Source organism: Phascolarctobacterium sp. ET69 (genome assembly GCF_023336935.1).
GTDB classification, from domain to species: Bacteria; Bacillota; Negativicutes; order Acidaminococcales; family Acidaminococcaceae; genus Fusicatenibacter_A; species Fusicatenibacter_A intestinipullorum.
In genome coordinates, this window is sequence record NZ_JAMBLR010000005.1 from 26,477 (window position 1) to 40,960 (window position 14,484).

Sequence of the window (14,484 nt, forward strand, 5' to 3'; positions counted from 1 at the left end):
TATTTAAAAATCTGCAAAAAAATAACCCGGCTTGCAGCCGGGCTGTTTTATATTGCCGTTATGCCTATCCAAGCACAACCATGTCTTTGCCGAGCATTGGCAGTTTGTTGCCAAAAGCATCGTACTTATATAAATCAAGGCGTTCTATATCTGCTTTTTCGGCAGGCAGGTTTAAATTATACTGCTGGTTTAAGGTGTTTATTAAATCAACCGCTTTCATGCTGCCGTTTGGCGTTATGCGGCAGCTGAAAGTAAGCACCAGTTCTCCGCCGCTGTTTTGAGCCGTAATATGCGGTATAAAAAACTTAACGTCAATTTCTTTTACTTTTGTTTTGGCTTTTGGCGCTGCTTTGGCATAAATTATGCTTTCAGCTTCGTTAAACGCCGCCACAGCTTCGTCAACCGGCTTGTCATACGGCAGGGTTACGCGGTAATCCGCGCCGCCTGCTTCCGCCATAAGCGCGGGAGCATTGGTTGCCGTTACATCTGCCGCCAAAATGCGGATTCCGCGCGGCAGTGCTTTTTGCATTTTTTCTGCGGCTTCTTCTGCCGTCATCGGTTCGGCCAGTTCAATTTCGCAAAATTCGGCATAACTAACCACGCCAACGCCCAGTGCCGATGCCAACGAAAATTTTAAATGCGGGTTAAATCCTTCGCTGTATGCGGCAGGCAATTTTGCCCTGCGGATAGCGCGTTCGATAGTACGCACGTATTCAAGATGGGATATAAACCTTATGCTTTTATCTTTGGTTATTTTTAATCTCAGTTTCATTTTATTAACCTTCCACTTTAACTTGTACGCCAAGTTTTTGGCAAACACCGCAGCCGGTGCAGCTGCCGCGGCGGCAGTCGTGCGTCAGTTCGCCGCGCTGTGCTTTTTTATATTCATTGCGTAAAAAGGCGCGCGATACCGCAGGCTGAATATGTTCCCACGGAAACACTTCGTTTTCGCCGCGCTCGCGGGCAATGTAAAATTCTTTATCAAGCCCGCAGTCCTGCAAGGCCTGCAGCCAGCGTTCATAATCAAACTGTTCGCTCCAGCCGTCAAATTTGGCTCCGCGCTGCCATGCAAGATATAACGCTTTGCCAAGGCGTCTGTCGCCACGCGCAAAAACGGCTTCCATAATGCTGGTTTCCGGGTCGTGATACTGGAAAGTAATATTTTTTACCTTTAAGGCGTCTTTTAACAAATACTGTTTGCGGCGCAGTTCGTCCATGCTGTTCTGCGCGCTCCACTGAAACGGCGTATACGGTTTTGGCACGAAGCTGCTGGCGCTTACGGTAACCTTGCAGCCGCCTTTGCCTGTAATTTCGCGGTATTTATACTGCACCTTCTTCGCCAAATCGGCAATAGCAAGTACGTCCTCATCGGTTTCACCGGGCAGGCCAATCATAAAATACAGTTTTACGCTGCTCCAGCCCGATTTAAATGCCGCGCTGACGGCGTTCATCAAATCTTCTTCGGTTACGCCTTTATTAATAACGTCGCGCATACGCTGGCTGCCTGCTTCCGGCGCAAAGGTAAGGCCGCTTTTGCGCACTGCCTGCACTTCTTTGGCCAGGTCTACCGAAAAGCTGTCAATACGCAGCGACGGCAGCGAAACACTTACGCGTTCATCTTTAAATTCGGCAATCATGTCGTGAATCATCGGCGCAAGGCAGGTATAATCAGCCGTGCTTAACGATACCAGCGAAATTTCGTTATAACCTGTGTTATCTACCAGTTTGCGCGCCAAAGCCTTTAAAACTTCCGGATGGCGTTCACGCACGGGGCGGTATACCATACCGGCATGGCAAAAACGGCAGCCGCGTGTACAGCCGCGGAATACTTCAAGCATAATGCGGTCGTGTACAATTTCGCCAAAAGGCACTACCGGCGCTGTCGGGAAATCAACATCGTTCAAATCTTTTATAACGCGTTTTTCAATAACGGCAGGCGCACCTTCATAAATAGGCACCACTGCTTTTACGGTGTTATCTTCGTTGTATTCGGTTTTATAAAAACCTGGTACATAAATGCCTTTAATTTTTACGGCACGCTCTAAAAAGCCTCTGCGTCCGCCAGAGCGGCCTTGTTTCTTCCATTCGCGGTAAGCGTTTAAAAGCTCTACCAAAACTTCTTCACCTTCGCCGATAACGGCCATGTCAAACACATCCGCCAAAGGCTCCGGGTTATATACGCACGGCCCGCCAACAACAACAAACGGGTCGGCTTCGCTGCGTTCTGCCGCTAAAACAGGCACCTGCCCCAAATCGAGCATGTTTAAAATATTGCTGTACGAAAGTTCATACTGCAGGGTAAAACCAACAAAGTCAAAATCCTTCAGCACTTTATTGGTTTCCAGGCTGCGCAAAGGTATGCCGTGTTCACGCATTTTTGCTTCCATATCGGTCCACGGCGCGCATACGCGTTCTGCCGCCAGCCCGCTTTCTTTATTTACAATATGGTACAAAATTTTAAAGCCCAAATAGCTCATGCCAATTTCGTACACATCCGGAAACGCCAGGGCAATGCTTACTTCGGTTTCTTCCGGCGTTTTTACAATGCTGCCGAACTCATCGCCGGTATAGCGTGCAGGTTTGGCAACACTGCTTAAAATATCTATCGTCAGTTCTTTGTTCACGTTCTTCCTCCTCAAAATTGCAGCTGCTGCTTGCGCAGGCGTATGTTAAGCAAAAGCCCCACCAAAAACATATTGGTGGTAAGCGAGCTTACGCCGTAGCTTAAAAACGGCAGCGGTATGCCGGTTACAGGCATTATGCCGGCCGTCATGCCAATGTTTACAAACATATGGAAAGTAAACATAAAAGTTATGCCCACTGCCAGCAATGTTCCGAAGTCATCTTCGGCATTAAGGGCAATGGTAAGCCCGCGCCAGATAATAATGCCGTATAAAAATAATATTACGCACACGCCGATAAACCCGAATTCTTCGCCGGCAACGGCAAATACAAAGTCCGTATGGTTTTCCGGCAAAAAGTTCAGCTGGCTCTGCGTGCCCGAAAACCAGCCTTTGCCGGTTAACAGCCCGCTGCCAATGGCGATTTTCGATTGTATTACATGGTAGCCTGCACCGAAAGGGTCAAGCTCCGGGTCTAAAAACACGCGGATACGGTTTTTCTGATATTCCTTTAAAATCATCCAGAAGGCAGGCAAAAGCACCACGAAAGCGCCGCTTAACATTGCCAGCCAGCGCATTTTAAACCCGCTTATAATTAGCATGCCCAGTGTTATAACGGCAAAAACAAGTGAAGTACCTAAATCCGGCTGGCGCATTACCAGCACAAACGGCACAAACACATAGGCAACGGCAGGCAGATAATCTGTAAAATCAGTATAAAGCTCTGCCCTTTTTGCCAAAAACGCCGCCAGGCAGATGATAATTATCGCCTTGGCAAATTCCGAAGGCTGTATTGTAACCGGTCCTATCTGAATCCACCTTTGTGCGCCCAACGCCGAATGCCCCACAAACATTACCGCCAAAAGCAGCACCAGGTTAAAAATATACAAAGGCTTTGCTATCTGCTGCAAAAGACGGTAATCAAAGCGCAGGCAAAAAATCACCAGCAGCACGTTAATGCCAAAAAATATGCCCTGGCGTTCTACAAACCACGCTTCCCCCCTGGCAACGGCATACGAATGCGTAGCGCTGGCAATCAGCATCAGCCCAATGCCAACAAGCGCGCACACCGCACCTACCAGCCACCAGTCTATGTTACGCAAATATCTCTGCATTTACTGCCTCCGTTATTTAGCGGCAGGGGTATCGGTTATAAAACCCTCCTGCCTGAACCATTCTTCAAAAACTTTATATACAATAGGGCCTGCGGCCGAAGTACCGAAACCGCCCTGCTCTACAATGCAGGCTACAACAAGTTCCGGGTTTTCTGCCGGTCCGTAGGCAACAAAAAGGCCGTGGTCGCGCCCGTGCGGGTTTTCTGCCGTGCCTGTTTTAGCTGCAATTTGCTTTGGCAGGCTGGCAAAATACGATGCCGTACCGCCTTCTTCAGCTACGCCCTCCAATGCGTTCTGGATAAGCCTCAGCGTATGCATGGATATGCCGATATTTCTTGCCGGAGCGTGTTCTGCCATCTGGTATACGCTGCCGTCATTATTCAGCAGGCTTTCTACCAGATACGGCGGATGGTAAACGCCGTCTGCCGCCACGCAGCTCATCAGCATAGCCAGCTGTATCGGCGTTGCCAAATCTATGCCCTGCCCGATAGAAGCATTAAAGGTATCGCCAAGCATCCAGCTTTCGCCGGGGAAGATTTTCTTCTTGTTTTCCGGTGTCGGCAAAAGCCCGGAAAGTTCTCCTTCAAGCTCTATGCCTGTCGGAGAACCGAGCCCGAACTTTTTGGCAAATTCCACAATATTGTTTATGCCAAGGCGGTTGCCCATTTCATAAAAGTAAACGTTATCAGATTTACGCAGAGCTTCATGAAAGTCAATCCACCCCAGTGCCTCGCCGCCGGCGTTGCCCATCGGCACAAGCCAGTGCTTGCCGCTGTCAAAAATCTTTTCTTCGGGCGTTACCTTGCCAAGCTCCAGCGCTGCAGAGCCGGTAACAATTTTAAACGGCGAACCCGGCGGATATTCACCGCCGATAACTTTATTGCCCATAGGATAGTTAGGGTCATTATTAATGATATTCCAGTCTTTTTCACTGATACCGTGCACAAAAAGGTTCGGGTTGAAAGCAGGGCGGCTTACCATGGCACGCACAGCGCCTGTTTTAGGGTCGATAGCAATAATTGCCGCCGCCCTTGCCCCCGGTGCCACCCCGGAAGAACGCAGATAAGCCAGATGCTCATCCACGGCTTTTTCCATGCACAGCTGCAAATCTTTATCTATTGTAAGTTTAAGGCTTTTGCCGGGCACAGGGTCTATCTGCCCAAGCTGCTTAACTACATTGCCTCCAACGTCAACTTCTTCGTCATAACTGCCGTCCTGGCCGCGCACATAACGGTCGTAAGTTTTTTCCAGCCCAAACTTGCCAACCACGCTGCCAACCGGCATATTTTTGTAAGAGCCTTCTGTAATATCGTAATTGCTTACTTCGCCAACATAGCCAATGGCATGTACCGCAAGCTCTTTATATAAATAGTTGCGCACCGGCTGAATTTCAATCATTACACCCGGCAGCTCGTTCTTTTTTTCTTCCAGTTTGGTAAGCATTTCCGGAGTAATATTTGTTTTTAAACGCGTCGGTTCATAACTGTCGCTGTTGGCTTCTATTTTCTTCTGCATTTCTGCCACAGGCATTTCAATTATTTCTGAAAGCAGGTTCAGAATTTCCGCATCATAAGGGCTGTTCTGCCTGCGCAGGGCAACTACATAGCCAGGCAGGTTATTAACCAGTTCTTCGCCGTCACGGTCATAAAAAATTCCGCGCGGAGCCACAACTTTTGTTCTGCGCAAACGGTTGCCGTCAGCCTGGTCGCCGTAAAAATCGCCGCGCCACAGCTGCATATACGCCATACGCCCCAGCAATACCAGCAATATGCAGATAGCGGCAACAAGCATCGCCTGTAATCTGTTAGCATATCTTTTGTTCAGCATTGCCTAAACTCCTTTAAAACAAACCTACTCATCTTTATGCCAATGGCTGATAAAATAACATAATTTATAAACGGGAACTATAAATAAAATATTTCCCAGGCAATATGCAAGCGACTGCTGCAAATACCCGCCCACAAAGGTTAAATCTGCCGCAGGCGTTAAAAACAGCGCCACAAAGAAAAACAGCATGCGTATGCCTGCTGTTATTACCAATGCTGCCACAATATGGTAAGCAAAATGTTCCTTAAACACCTGCCCTTTAATAAACCCGGCAACAAAGCCTACCATACAGCGCGTTATTGTATGAAAGCCAAACACCGCTCCGCTCAGAAAATCATACATTAACCCGGCTGCGGCACCTGTAAGCGCCCCTGTTTGCGGGCCATACAGCATTGCCATTGCGTAAACAAACAGCAGCACCAGGTCAAATTTCAGCCATGCAGGCTGCGGCACTGTTACCTGAATGCCAAAAAATATCAAATAAACAACAAAGAACAGCAGTTTTCTCATTTTACATTACCGTCCTGCTGATGCCATACTACTACAAAAACTTCTTCCAGCCCTTCTCTTACTGCCGCAGGCTCAACGGTTGCGTTGCGCAAAAGGCCTGCCGCATCAAGGCTGCTTTCTTTTACCGTGCCTATTACAATACCGGCAGGATGGTTCTGGCTGTAACCGCTTGTTACAACAACGTCGCCGGGCAATACATCAGCCTCACGCTGCAAATGCTCCATTAAAAGCGGCACATTATTGCCGCCGCGGCCTGTAACAATACCTACCGCACGCGAATTGGCACGCAGAATGCGCGCACCTACATTACAGCGAGTGCTTGTAACCAGGGTTACACGTGCCGACGAAGGATATGCTTCATCCACCAGCCCTACCAGACCGTTAACGGTTGCTACCGCCATGTCCTGCTGCACGCCGTCATCCGTGCCTTTGTCAATATACAGGCTGTCGCTTAACTCGCCGGGCGTACGCCCCAAAACCTTAGAAACTACAAGCCTTTGTTCCGGATGCGCATTTTTATAATTCAGCATTTCACGCAGGCGCTGATTTTCTGCATAAATTTCTGCCATGGCAAGGTTGGCGTAACGCAGTTCGTTAATTTCGCTTTGTAAACTTTCGTTCTGCTGCTGCAAGGTTTTAACAGTCGTCATAGCCTCGCCGGTATCATCAACCCAGCCGCCAACGGCAGAACTTGCCGCCGCAAAAGGCGTAATAACGGCAGTTACCACCCTGTTTATTACAGGAAACCTCAGCGGGTCGTGCAGCGCCATGGCAAACAAAGCCACAAGCACCGCTGCTGCCAGCCCAAGGCTTAAATACTTCTTATTCACGCTTCATTCCTTCAGTTCGTACTATTGGAGGCCATAAAGCCTTTCTTGTAAACGTCAACATTTTCTACTGCAAGGCCGGTACCCAAAGCAACACAGCTCAGAGCGTCATCCGAAACATATACCGGCATGCCGGTATCCCTGCTCATAATGCGGTCAAGGTTGCGCAAAAGCGAAGAACCGCCCGTCATAACAACGCCTCTGTCCATAATATCTGCCGCAAGTTCAGGCGGAGTACGTTCCAGAGTGTTTCTTACAGCATCAAGAATATTGGTAACAGGTTCGTTAAGTGCTTCACAAACCTGATTGGAATTAATGGTAATGTTTTTCGGTAGGCCGCTTACAAGGTCGCGTCCGCGGATATCCATTTCTTCAGGATTTTCCAGCGGCATAGCCGTGCCGATATTAATTTTTACTTCTTCAGCCGTACGCTCGCCAATAAGCAGGCTGAAAGTTTTGCGGATATAACGCACAATAGCGTCATCCATAGCATCGCCGCCAGTGCGGATGGATTTACTTACAACAATGCCGCCGAGGGAAATAACGGCAACTTCGCAAGTACCGCCGCCGATATCGACAACCATGCTGCCGGTAGCTTCCTGCACGGGCAGCCCTGCACCGATAGCCGCAGCCATAGGTTCTTCAATCAGATATGCTTCGCGCGCACCGGCCTGCACCGTAGCGTCAATTACCGCACGTTTTTCAACTTCGGTAACGCCGGAAGGCACGCCTACAACGATACGCGGGCGCACAAGCGAATTTTTGCCGATTGCCTTTTTGATAAAAAATTTCAGCATCGACTGTGTAATGTCAAAATCAGCAATAACGCCGTCTTTCATCGGACGGATGGCAATAATATGCCCCGGGGTACGGCCAATCATCTGCTTTGCTTCAGCGCCTATGGCCAGTACTTCGTTGTTGGCTTTGTCAACCGCAACTACCGAAGGCTCACGGATAATAATGCCCTTGCCCTTTACATGCACCAGCGTATTGGCTGTGCCAAGGTCAATGCCCATATCATGCGAAAATTTATTAAAAAAACCAAACATTACTTACACCTCATTCATCAAGATAACCATTTTCTCTAAAACTGAAATACCTGCCGTCGCCAATAATAATATGGTCTAAAAGCGGTATGCCCATCACAATACCTGTTTCCTTCAATGCAGAAGTCAAACGCCTGTCCTCACGGCTTGGCGCCGGGTCGCCGGAAGGATGGTTATGTGCCGCCAGAACGCACGCAGCCCTGTGCAGAACAGCCGGGGCAAATACCTCGCGCGGATGCACCACCGAAGCATTAAGCGAACCTTCGGAAACCTGCTGCATTTTTATCAGCTGGTTTTTGCTGTCCAGCAGCATTACCACAAATTTTTCATTTCCTTCATAGCGCAGGCGCGGCATTAAAAAATTAACGCACGCCTCAGGCGAAGAAAACCTTATTTTCTTCTGCGGCTGTGCCCCGGCCACGCGCCTGCCTAACTCTACTGCGGCCAGTATCGTGGCGGCTTTTGCCGGGCCAAGCCCTTTTATTTTTGATAAATCAGCCACACTGCGCGCTTTGGCGATATTGCTGTAAAAACCGTCATCGTCAGTCAGTTCCCTTGCTATATCCAGTGCCGAACGCTGCGGCGTGCCTGTTCTGATTAAAATTGCCAATAATTCCGAATTACTCAATATATCCGGGCCATGTTCTATCAGCTTTTCTCTGGGCCTGTCATCCGCCGGTAAAAGCTTCATCTGCTGGCTCAAAAATTAATCACCCTTTCAAAACATCTTACAAGTAACAGTAAACGCCAACAGGCCCGTACTTATAAACATTCCAATTAATTATATCAAATTTTTCCGTATATGTGTATAGACAAAAAAATATCTGTAAAAAAATTCACAAATAAAATAAAAAACTGCCTGCTGATTAAACAGGCAGTATAATTCATTAAAGCATATTTAATTTTAATCTTTTATTTTTCTTTCAAAATCAAGCTCAAACCATCTGCGGCGGCAGCCGGGCAATTTTTTCCAGCCATCTACGGCAAGGGTTAAAACAGCTTTTTCAACAAGGTCACGGTATTTTTTGCTTACTTCTTCCGGCCCGTCATAGCTAAAGCCGCTTACTTTAAACTTTTCGGACTGATAAATTACCTGTCCGTCATCGGTAACAGCCTGAAATTTGTTGCGGGTGTTGCCGAAAAGCGACCAGGGGCTGTCTATTTCAACAAGTTCGAGGCGGCAATGTTCAACCTTTTCAGCCGGCGGTGCAGCCTGTTTTACAGGTTCGGCAGCTATGTTGCCATCATGCTGCACTTTTTTGCCGCACTTGCTGCAAAATGCAGAATCGTCCGGCAGCTGCTGTCCACAATATCTGCAATACATAATCCTACACCTCTTTATTTCTTATCCTGCTTTTTAGATTTAGCTGCGTCTTCTTTAGCTTCCTGTTCGGCAACCATTTCCTTGGCAATTTTTTCTTCGGCATCAAGCTGTTCTACGCTTTTATCCAAAATTTCAGCTTCAGCTTCTCTCAGTTTTCTTTCGTTATTTACAATTACGCCCTCTTTAACAAGCATGTTAAAATCTGCCAGTTCTTCAGGTACGTTAACACGGTTCGGCATTTTCTCAGCCAGTGCATCCATAACCTGCTTGGACGCTTTAAAATAAATACGTACGTTGGCTTCGCTGCCGTCATCAAATCTTCTGCGCCATGCCAAAGTCCATAAAGTACGCGCATCCAGTGCGGAATTTAATCTGTAAGAATAACGGAATTTTACGGTGCGCATCAGCTTGGGCTGATAGCTGAAAATAGCAGCAATTTCACGGTACGGGATTTCGTAAACCTTGGTTTTACCCCAGATAGTGTGCTTAACGATTCTTAAATATTTGCGTTCCACGCTGATATCGTAAGTAGGTTTGCAGCGCAGGAGCAAAATCCATACCAGCATTGCATAAAAGAAAATTGGCACTGGTTCCAGCACATTAAGGTATACATAACGTAAAATAGATACAATAAACATAACAAAGCATGCTATGCCTACTACAGTGTAAGTAATAACATATTTTTTACTGCGTTTGGTTGTATCAACAGCTAAACTCATTAAACAGCCTCCTAAATTTAATTATAATTAACGTTATTATTATATAACAAAAAAGCATAACGGTAAAGGAAAAGATAGACAGCATATTAAAATTCGCAGTAAAAAAGGATGGGCACAAGTACCCATCCTGATATCAATTAAAATTTTAAGTTGGATTAGATTGAGAAATATAAGAATTAAACTGCTGCTACTTCATGCAGTTTTGCAATTTCAGCATCGTCAAAGCCAAATTCTTTCAGAACTTCGTCAGTATGCTGGCCAAGTACCGGAGCTGCTTTTTCTACGCCGCAAGGAGTTTCGGAGAATTTAATAGGTACACCGGGGATTTTCATCTTGCCGGCAGTCGGATGTTCAACTTCTACAATCATCTCACGGAAGTTAACCTGCGGGTCGTTTACAACCTTATCAATGGTATTGATAGGTGCGCACGGAATAGCTGCTGCTTCCAGTTTTTCCAGCCAATGTTCAATGGTATCGGTTACAAATACTGCATCCAGAATTTCTTTCAGTGCAGGTTCGTTGTTAGTTCTGTCAGCATTGGTAATAAAGCGCGGATCTTCAATGAGTTCCGGTTTATTGATCAAATCACAGAGCTTCTTCCAAAGTCTGTCGTTGCCTGCGCCAACAATCAACAGGCCGTCGCTTGCCGTAAAGGATTCGAACGGAGTGATGGAAGGATGGCGGTTTCCAAGCGGAGTCGGGTTTACGCCATTTACAAAGTAACGGCTTACTGCGTTTTCCAGAATTGCAACCTGGCAGTCAAGCATAGATACGTCAATTTCCTGGCCAATGCCGCTTACTTCGCGTTTATAAAGAGCAGTGGTGATACCGGTTGCAAGGAAGATACCTGCAATAATATCGCCTACGGAAGCGCCAACACGGCAGAAAGTATCTTTATCCGGGCCGGTGATGCTCATGATGCCGCCCATTGCCTGTACAACAACGTCATAGGCAGGTTTCATGGTGTAAGGTCCGGTCTGGCCGAAGCCGGAGCAGGATGCGTAAATAATTTTCGGGTTGATTTCTTTCAATACGGAATAGTCCAGGCCGAATTTTTTCATGGTGCCCGGTTTAAAGTTCTCAACAACAACGTCAGCTTTTTTAACCATTTCTTTGAAAACGGCTTTAGCTTCTTCAGACTTGAAGTTCATAGTCATGGAACGTTTGTTGCGGTTCAAGCTCATGAAATACGCGCTTTCTTTCCCGATAAAAGGTCCGTAAGCACGGCTGTCGTCGCCAATTTTCGGCTGCTCGATGTGGATTACATTTGCACCCATATCAGCAAGCATCATAGCAGCATAAGGGCCGGACAATACACGAGTGAGGTCCAGTACAACTACATTTTCCAACGGTTTCATTATCATTTTCCTCCTGTTTGTAAAAAACTCTCTGATTCAAGCAATACATCCGGATTTCTCCTTATTTATTGCCCATCAGCCAAACAATATTTATTCTGTGAGAGCCGCACAGATCAAATATTAACAACCTTATCTTAACAAATTATTGTTAAAATTGCAAATCTTTTTAGTTAAATTTACTGATAAGAATAAAATATTATGCAGGTACGGATGAACCGTACCTGCATAAGTCCGAATCTTAACTCTAATTAATTAGAAGCCAAGGATACCAAAGAATACGTAGCAAACGATACCGGAAACGATGGACATGGAAAGACCCCAAATCAAAAGTTTACGGAACAGTACGCCTTTGTCTTCTTCTTCACCGGCAGATGCAATGCACAGTGCGCCCAAAGTGGAAAGCGGAGAGGTATCTACCAGATGGGAACCTACGTCGATAGCGGAAATGATGGAAACAGGATCGCCGCCAGTCAATTCTACCAGACCAGGAGTCATCGGCAGGAACATCGGCATTACTACACCAGAGGAGCTGGAGTATGCAGAGATTACAGCCGGTACAAATGCTGTCCAGAAGCAGATAGTGGTCGGGCCGGCAACGGACGCCATTACTTCTACGAGGAAGTTCAGGCCGCCAGCCTTATCCATAACGTCAATCAATACGGATACGCCGCAAACCATCATGATTACGGACCAAGGCATTACTTTAACAGCAGCTTTGGAATCGCCATAACCGGTAAGCATGAGTACGATTGAAAGTACGAAGGAAATAGAACCTACGTTGGAGAGCATGTTGGTAATAGCTTTCGGGAATACGCCTTTCATACCAGGCAGGCCAGGAACAACTACTAAGATAATCAGGATTGCTACCATGAGCAAAGTGGTTTTCTGTGCAGCGTTGAACGGTTCCGGTTTCGGAGCCAGTTCATCAATATCAAGAGCAGCGCCTTTCTGTTCTCTTAACCATTTCAAACCGCCCATTACAAAGAAGCCGCCGATATTAACGAAGCCTTGTGCAAGTTCGGAGTTGAAATGAATTTTCCATGCTAAAGTATTCAGATAGTCCGGAGAAAGTCCGAGTTCACCAGCCATTTTTGCGATAAGGCCGTTGGAAATGATGCCGGTAGGAGCAAACGGAGAGAATGCTGCACCGTTGCAGGCACCAACAACAAGCAATGTCATCAAAAATGCAGGCATTTTAACTTTAGAAGCAATAGCCATGGATACAGGAGCCATAAGTGCGCAGCCTGCGATATTGCCAGGGCCGATAGTGGTTACGAAAGTACAGAGAATATAAATGATTAACGGTACAAGGGCAGTGTTGCCTTTGCAGGCACGTACGGAATAAGCCGTAAGTTTTTCCATAGTGCCGTTGGTCTGAGCCATACCAAAGAGGAAGGTTACACCAACCAGAATCATGAAAAGGCTAAGCGGGAATGCGTTCATGATTTTCGCTGCAGTGATATTGGAGAATATACCGCCTACGATAATACCGAACGCAATACCCAGGAAGCCTACGTTTAAATCTTCGTTTACGCAGCTGATGCCTACGAGGATTACCAGTGCGAGAATGGACACTAATGCAGGAAGTGAAATATCCATAATTGTTTCCTCCTATTTACGCAAAGTAAGACGGAATGCAGAAACCGGATATTAGCACAACGCAAAATACCATTCTAAAAATAGTAAACTATTTTAGATTGCGTTAGTAACTTAGCCTAACTATTCTTTGCTTAGAAACCAAGCAGACCAAAGAATACGTAGCAAACGATACCGGAAACGATGGACATGGAGAGGCCCCAAATCAAAAGTTTACGGAACAGTACGCCTTTGTCTTCTTCTTCACCGGCAGAAGCAATGCACAGTGCGCCCAAAGTGGAGAGCGGAGAAGTATCTACAAGGTGAGAGCCAACGTCGATTGCGGAAATAATAGCAATCGGGTCGCCGCCAGTCAATTCTACCAGACCAGGAGTCATCGGCAGGAACATCGGCATTACTACACCAGAGCTGGAGGAGTAAGCAGAAATTACAGCCGGTACAAATGCTGTCCAGAAGCAGATAGTGGTCGGACCAGCTACGGAAGCCATTACTTCAACGAGGAAGTTCAAGCCGCCAGCTTTATCCATAACGTCGATCAATACGGATACGCCGCAAACCATCATGATAACGGACCAAGGCATTACTTTAACAGCAGCTTTAGAATCGCCATAACCGGTAAGCATGAGTACGATTGAAAGTACGAAGGAGATAGAGCCTACGTTGGAAAGCATATTGGTGATAGTTTTCGGAAGGGTACCTTTAACGCCAGGCAGACCAGGAACAACTACCAGGATAATGAGGATAGCAACGAGCAGCAGAGTGGTTGTCTGTGCAGCGTTGAACGGTTCCGGTTTCGGAGCCAGTTCATCAATATCAAGAGCAGCGCCTTTCTGTTCGCGGATCCATTTCAAACCGCCCATTACAAAGAAGCCGCCGATGTTAACGAAGCCTTGTGCAATGGTGGAGTTGAAGTGAATTTTCCAAGCCAAAGTGTTGAGGTAATCAGCAGGAATGCCGAGTTCCGGAGCACATTTAGCGATGATGCCGTTAGAAATAATACCGGTAGGAGCAAACGGAGAGAATGCTGCACCGTTGCAGGCACCAACTACGAGCAGGGTCATCAGGAAAGCAGGCATTTTAACTTTGGAAGCAATAGCCATTGCAACCGGAGCCATCAATGCGCAGCCAGCGATGTTGCCAGGTCCGATGGTGGTGATAAAAGTAGCAAGGATGTAAATAATGATAGGTACAAGGGCAGTGTTGCCTTTGCAAGCACGAATAGAATAAGCAGTAAGTTTTTCCATAGTGCCGTTGGTCTGAGCCATACCAAAGAGGAAGGTTACGCCGACCAGAATCATGAACAGGCTTAACGGGAAAGCGTTCATAACTTTAGATGCAGGAGTACCTGCGAAAACGCCGCCTACGATAATACCGAATGCGATACCGAGGAAGCCTACGTTCAAATCTTCATTAACGCAGCTGATGCCTACGAGGATTACCAGTGCGAGAATGGACACTAATGCAGGAAGCGAAATATCCATAATTTAGTTCCTCCTATTTGTTAGATTAAGATGGAACTGGAAATCAGATATTCGCACTTT

The 14,484-nt window shown here is 46.7% G+C and carries 13 protein-coding genes; all 13 read right to left on the bottom strand.

The genetic code is table 11. The annotated features are described in order from the left end of the window. Positions 1 to 64: 64 nt before the first annotated feature. The 13 genes from M3079_RS07665 to M3079_RS07725 all read right to left on the bottom strand — a co-directional run bounded on the left by M3079_RS07665 (position 65) and on the right by M3079_RS07725 (position 14,424). Positions 65 to 772 (bottom strand): TIGR03936 family radical SAM-associated protein, encoded by a 708-nt coding sequence (locus tag M3079_RS07665; protein ID WP_249078466.1) that lies wholly within the window; start codon positions 770 to 772, stop codon positions 65 to 67. A 4-nt stretch (positions 773 to 776) separates the two neighbouring features. Beyond that, positions 777 to 2,624, bottom strand: coding sequence for a TIGR03960 family B12-binding radical SAM protein (locus M3079_RS07670; RefSeq protein ID WP_249078467.1), 1,848 nt, complete (start codon positions 2,622 to 2,624; stop codon positions 777 to 779). Positions 2,625 to 2,635: 11 nt separating this feature from the next. After that, a complete protein-coding gene (gene rodA / locus M3079_RS07675; protein ID WP_249078469.1) occupies positions 2,636 to 3,736 on the bottom strand; it encodes a rod shape-determining protein RodA in 1,101 nt (366 codons plus the stop codon). A gap of 12 nt (positions 3,737 to 3,748) precedes the next feature. Continuing rightward, positions 3,749 to 5,563 carry a penicillin-binding protein 2 gene (mrdA, locus tag M3079_RS07680; protein WP_249078471.1) on the bottom strand — a complete coding sequence of 605 codons (1,815 nt, stop codon included), beginning with the start codon at positions 5,561 to 5,563 and terminating at the stop codon, positions 3,749 to 3,751. Between the two features lie 24 nt (positions 5,564 to 5,587). Next, entirely contained in the window at positions 5,588 to 6,073 is a 486-nt protein-coding gene (mreD, locus tag M3079_RS07685) for a rod shape-determining protein MreD (protein WP_249078474.1), read from the bottom strand. Beyond that, positions 6,070 to 6,903, bottom strand: coding sequence for a rod shape-determining protein MreC (mreC, locus tag M3079_RS07690; protein ID WP_249078476.1), 834 nt, complete (start codon positions 6,901 to 6,903; stop codon positions 6,070 to 6,072). Before mreC ends, mreD begins: the two co-directional genes overlap by 4 nt. 11 nt (positions 6,904 to 6,914) lie before the next feature. Continuing rightward, on the bottom strand, positions 6,915 to 7,949 hold the full coding sequence (locus M3079_RS07695) for a rod shape-determining protein (RefSeq protein WP_249078477.1): 1,035 nt from the start codon (positions 7,947 to 7,949) through the stop codon (positions 6,915 to 6,917). A gap of 10 nt (positions 7,950 to 7,959) precedes the next feature. Further along, positions 7,960 to 8,637, bottom strand: coding sequence for a DNA repair protein RadC (gene radC, locus M3079_RS07700; RefSeq protein WP_249078479.1), 678 nt, complete (start codon positions 8,635 to 8,637; stop codon positions 7,960 to 7,962). Between the two features lie 213 nt (positions 8,638 to 8,850). Then, positions 8,851 to 9,270, bottom strand: a complete 420-nt coding sequence (locus M3079_RS07705; RefSeq protein WP_021715609.1) for a zinc ribbon domain-containing protein — start codon at positions 9,268 to 9,270, stop codon at positions 8,851 to 8,853. Positions 9,271 to 9,284: 14 nt separating this feature from the next. Then, entirely contained in the window at positions 9,285 to 9,989 is a 705-nt protein-coding gene (locus tag M3079_RS07710; RefSeq protein ID WP_021715610.1) for a hypothetical protein, read from the bottom strand. A gap of 176 nt (positions 9,990 to 10,165) precedes the next feature. After that, entirely contained in the window at positions 10,166 to 11,347 is a 1,182-nt protein-coding gene (locus tag M3079_RS07715; protein ID WP_021715611.1) for a CaiB/BaiF CoA-transferase family protein, read from the bottom strand. Between the two features lie 252 nt (positions 11,348 to 11,599). After that, the gene (locus tag M3079_RS07720; protein ID WP_249078481.1) at positions 11,600 to 12,946 is read right to left on the bottom strand and encodes an SLC13 family permease; all 1,347 of its coding nucleotides are present in this window, start codon (positions 12,944 to 12,946) and stop codon (positions 11,600 to 11,602) included. Between the two features lie 131 nt (positions 12,947 to 13,077). Continuing rightward, positions 13,078 to 14,424 carry an SLC13 family permease gene (locus tag M3079_RS07725; RefSeq protein ID WP_249078483.1) on the bottom strand — a complete coding sequence of 449 codons (1,347 nt, stop codon included), beginning with the start codon at positions 14,422 to 14,424 and terminating at the stop codon, positions 13,078 to 13,080. Positions 14,425 to 14,484 lie beyond the last annotated feature (60 nt).

Excerpts from the sequence above, each read along its gene's own strand:
- M3079_RS07665 (WP_249078466.1), bottom strand. The coding sequence starts at position 772 with ATGAAACTGAGATTAAAAATAACCAAAGATAAAAGCATAAGGTTTATA.
- rodA (WP_249078469.1), bottom strand. The coding sequence starts at position 3,736 with ATGCAGAGATATTTGCGTAACATAGACTGGTGGCTGGTAGGTGCGGTG.
- mrdA (WP_249078471.1), bottom strand. The coding sequence starts at position 5,563 with ATGCTGAACAAAAGATATGCTAACAGATTACAGGCGATGCTTGTTGCC.
- mreD (WP_249078474.1), bottom strand. The coding sequence starts at position 6,073 with ATGAGAAAACTGCTGTTCTTTGTTGTTTATTTGATATTTTTTGGCATT.
- M3079_RS07695 (WP_249078477.1), bottom strand. The coding sequence starts at position 7,949 with ATGTTTGGTTTTTTTAATAAATTTTCGCATGATATGGGCATTGACCTT.
- radC (WP_249078479.1), bottom strand. The coding sequence starts at position 8,637 with ATGAAGCTTTTACCGGCGGATGACAGGCCCAGAGAAAAGCTGATAGAA.
- M3079_RS07705 (WP_021715609.1), bottom strand. The coding sequence starts at position 9,270 with ATGTATTGCAGATATTGTGGACAGCAGCTGCCGGACGATTCTGCATTT.
- M3079_RS07710 (WP_021715610.1), bottom strand. The coding sequence starts at position 9,989 with ATGAGTTTAGCTGTTGATACAACCAAACGCAGTAAAAAATATGTTATT.
- M3079_RS07715 (WP_021715611.1), bottom strand. The coding sequence starts at position 11,347 with ATGAAACCGTTGGAAAATGTAGTTGTACTGGACCTCACTCGTGTATTG.
- M3079_RS07720 (WP_249078481.1), bottom strand. The coding sequence starts at position 12,946 with ATGGATATTTCACTTCCTGCATTAGTGTCCATTCTCGCACTGGTAATC.
- M3079_RS07725 (WP_249078483.1), bottom strand. The coding sequence starts at position 14,424 with ATGGATATTTCGCTTCCTGCATTAGTGTCCATTCTCGCACTGGTAATC.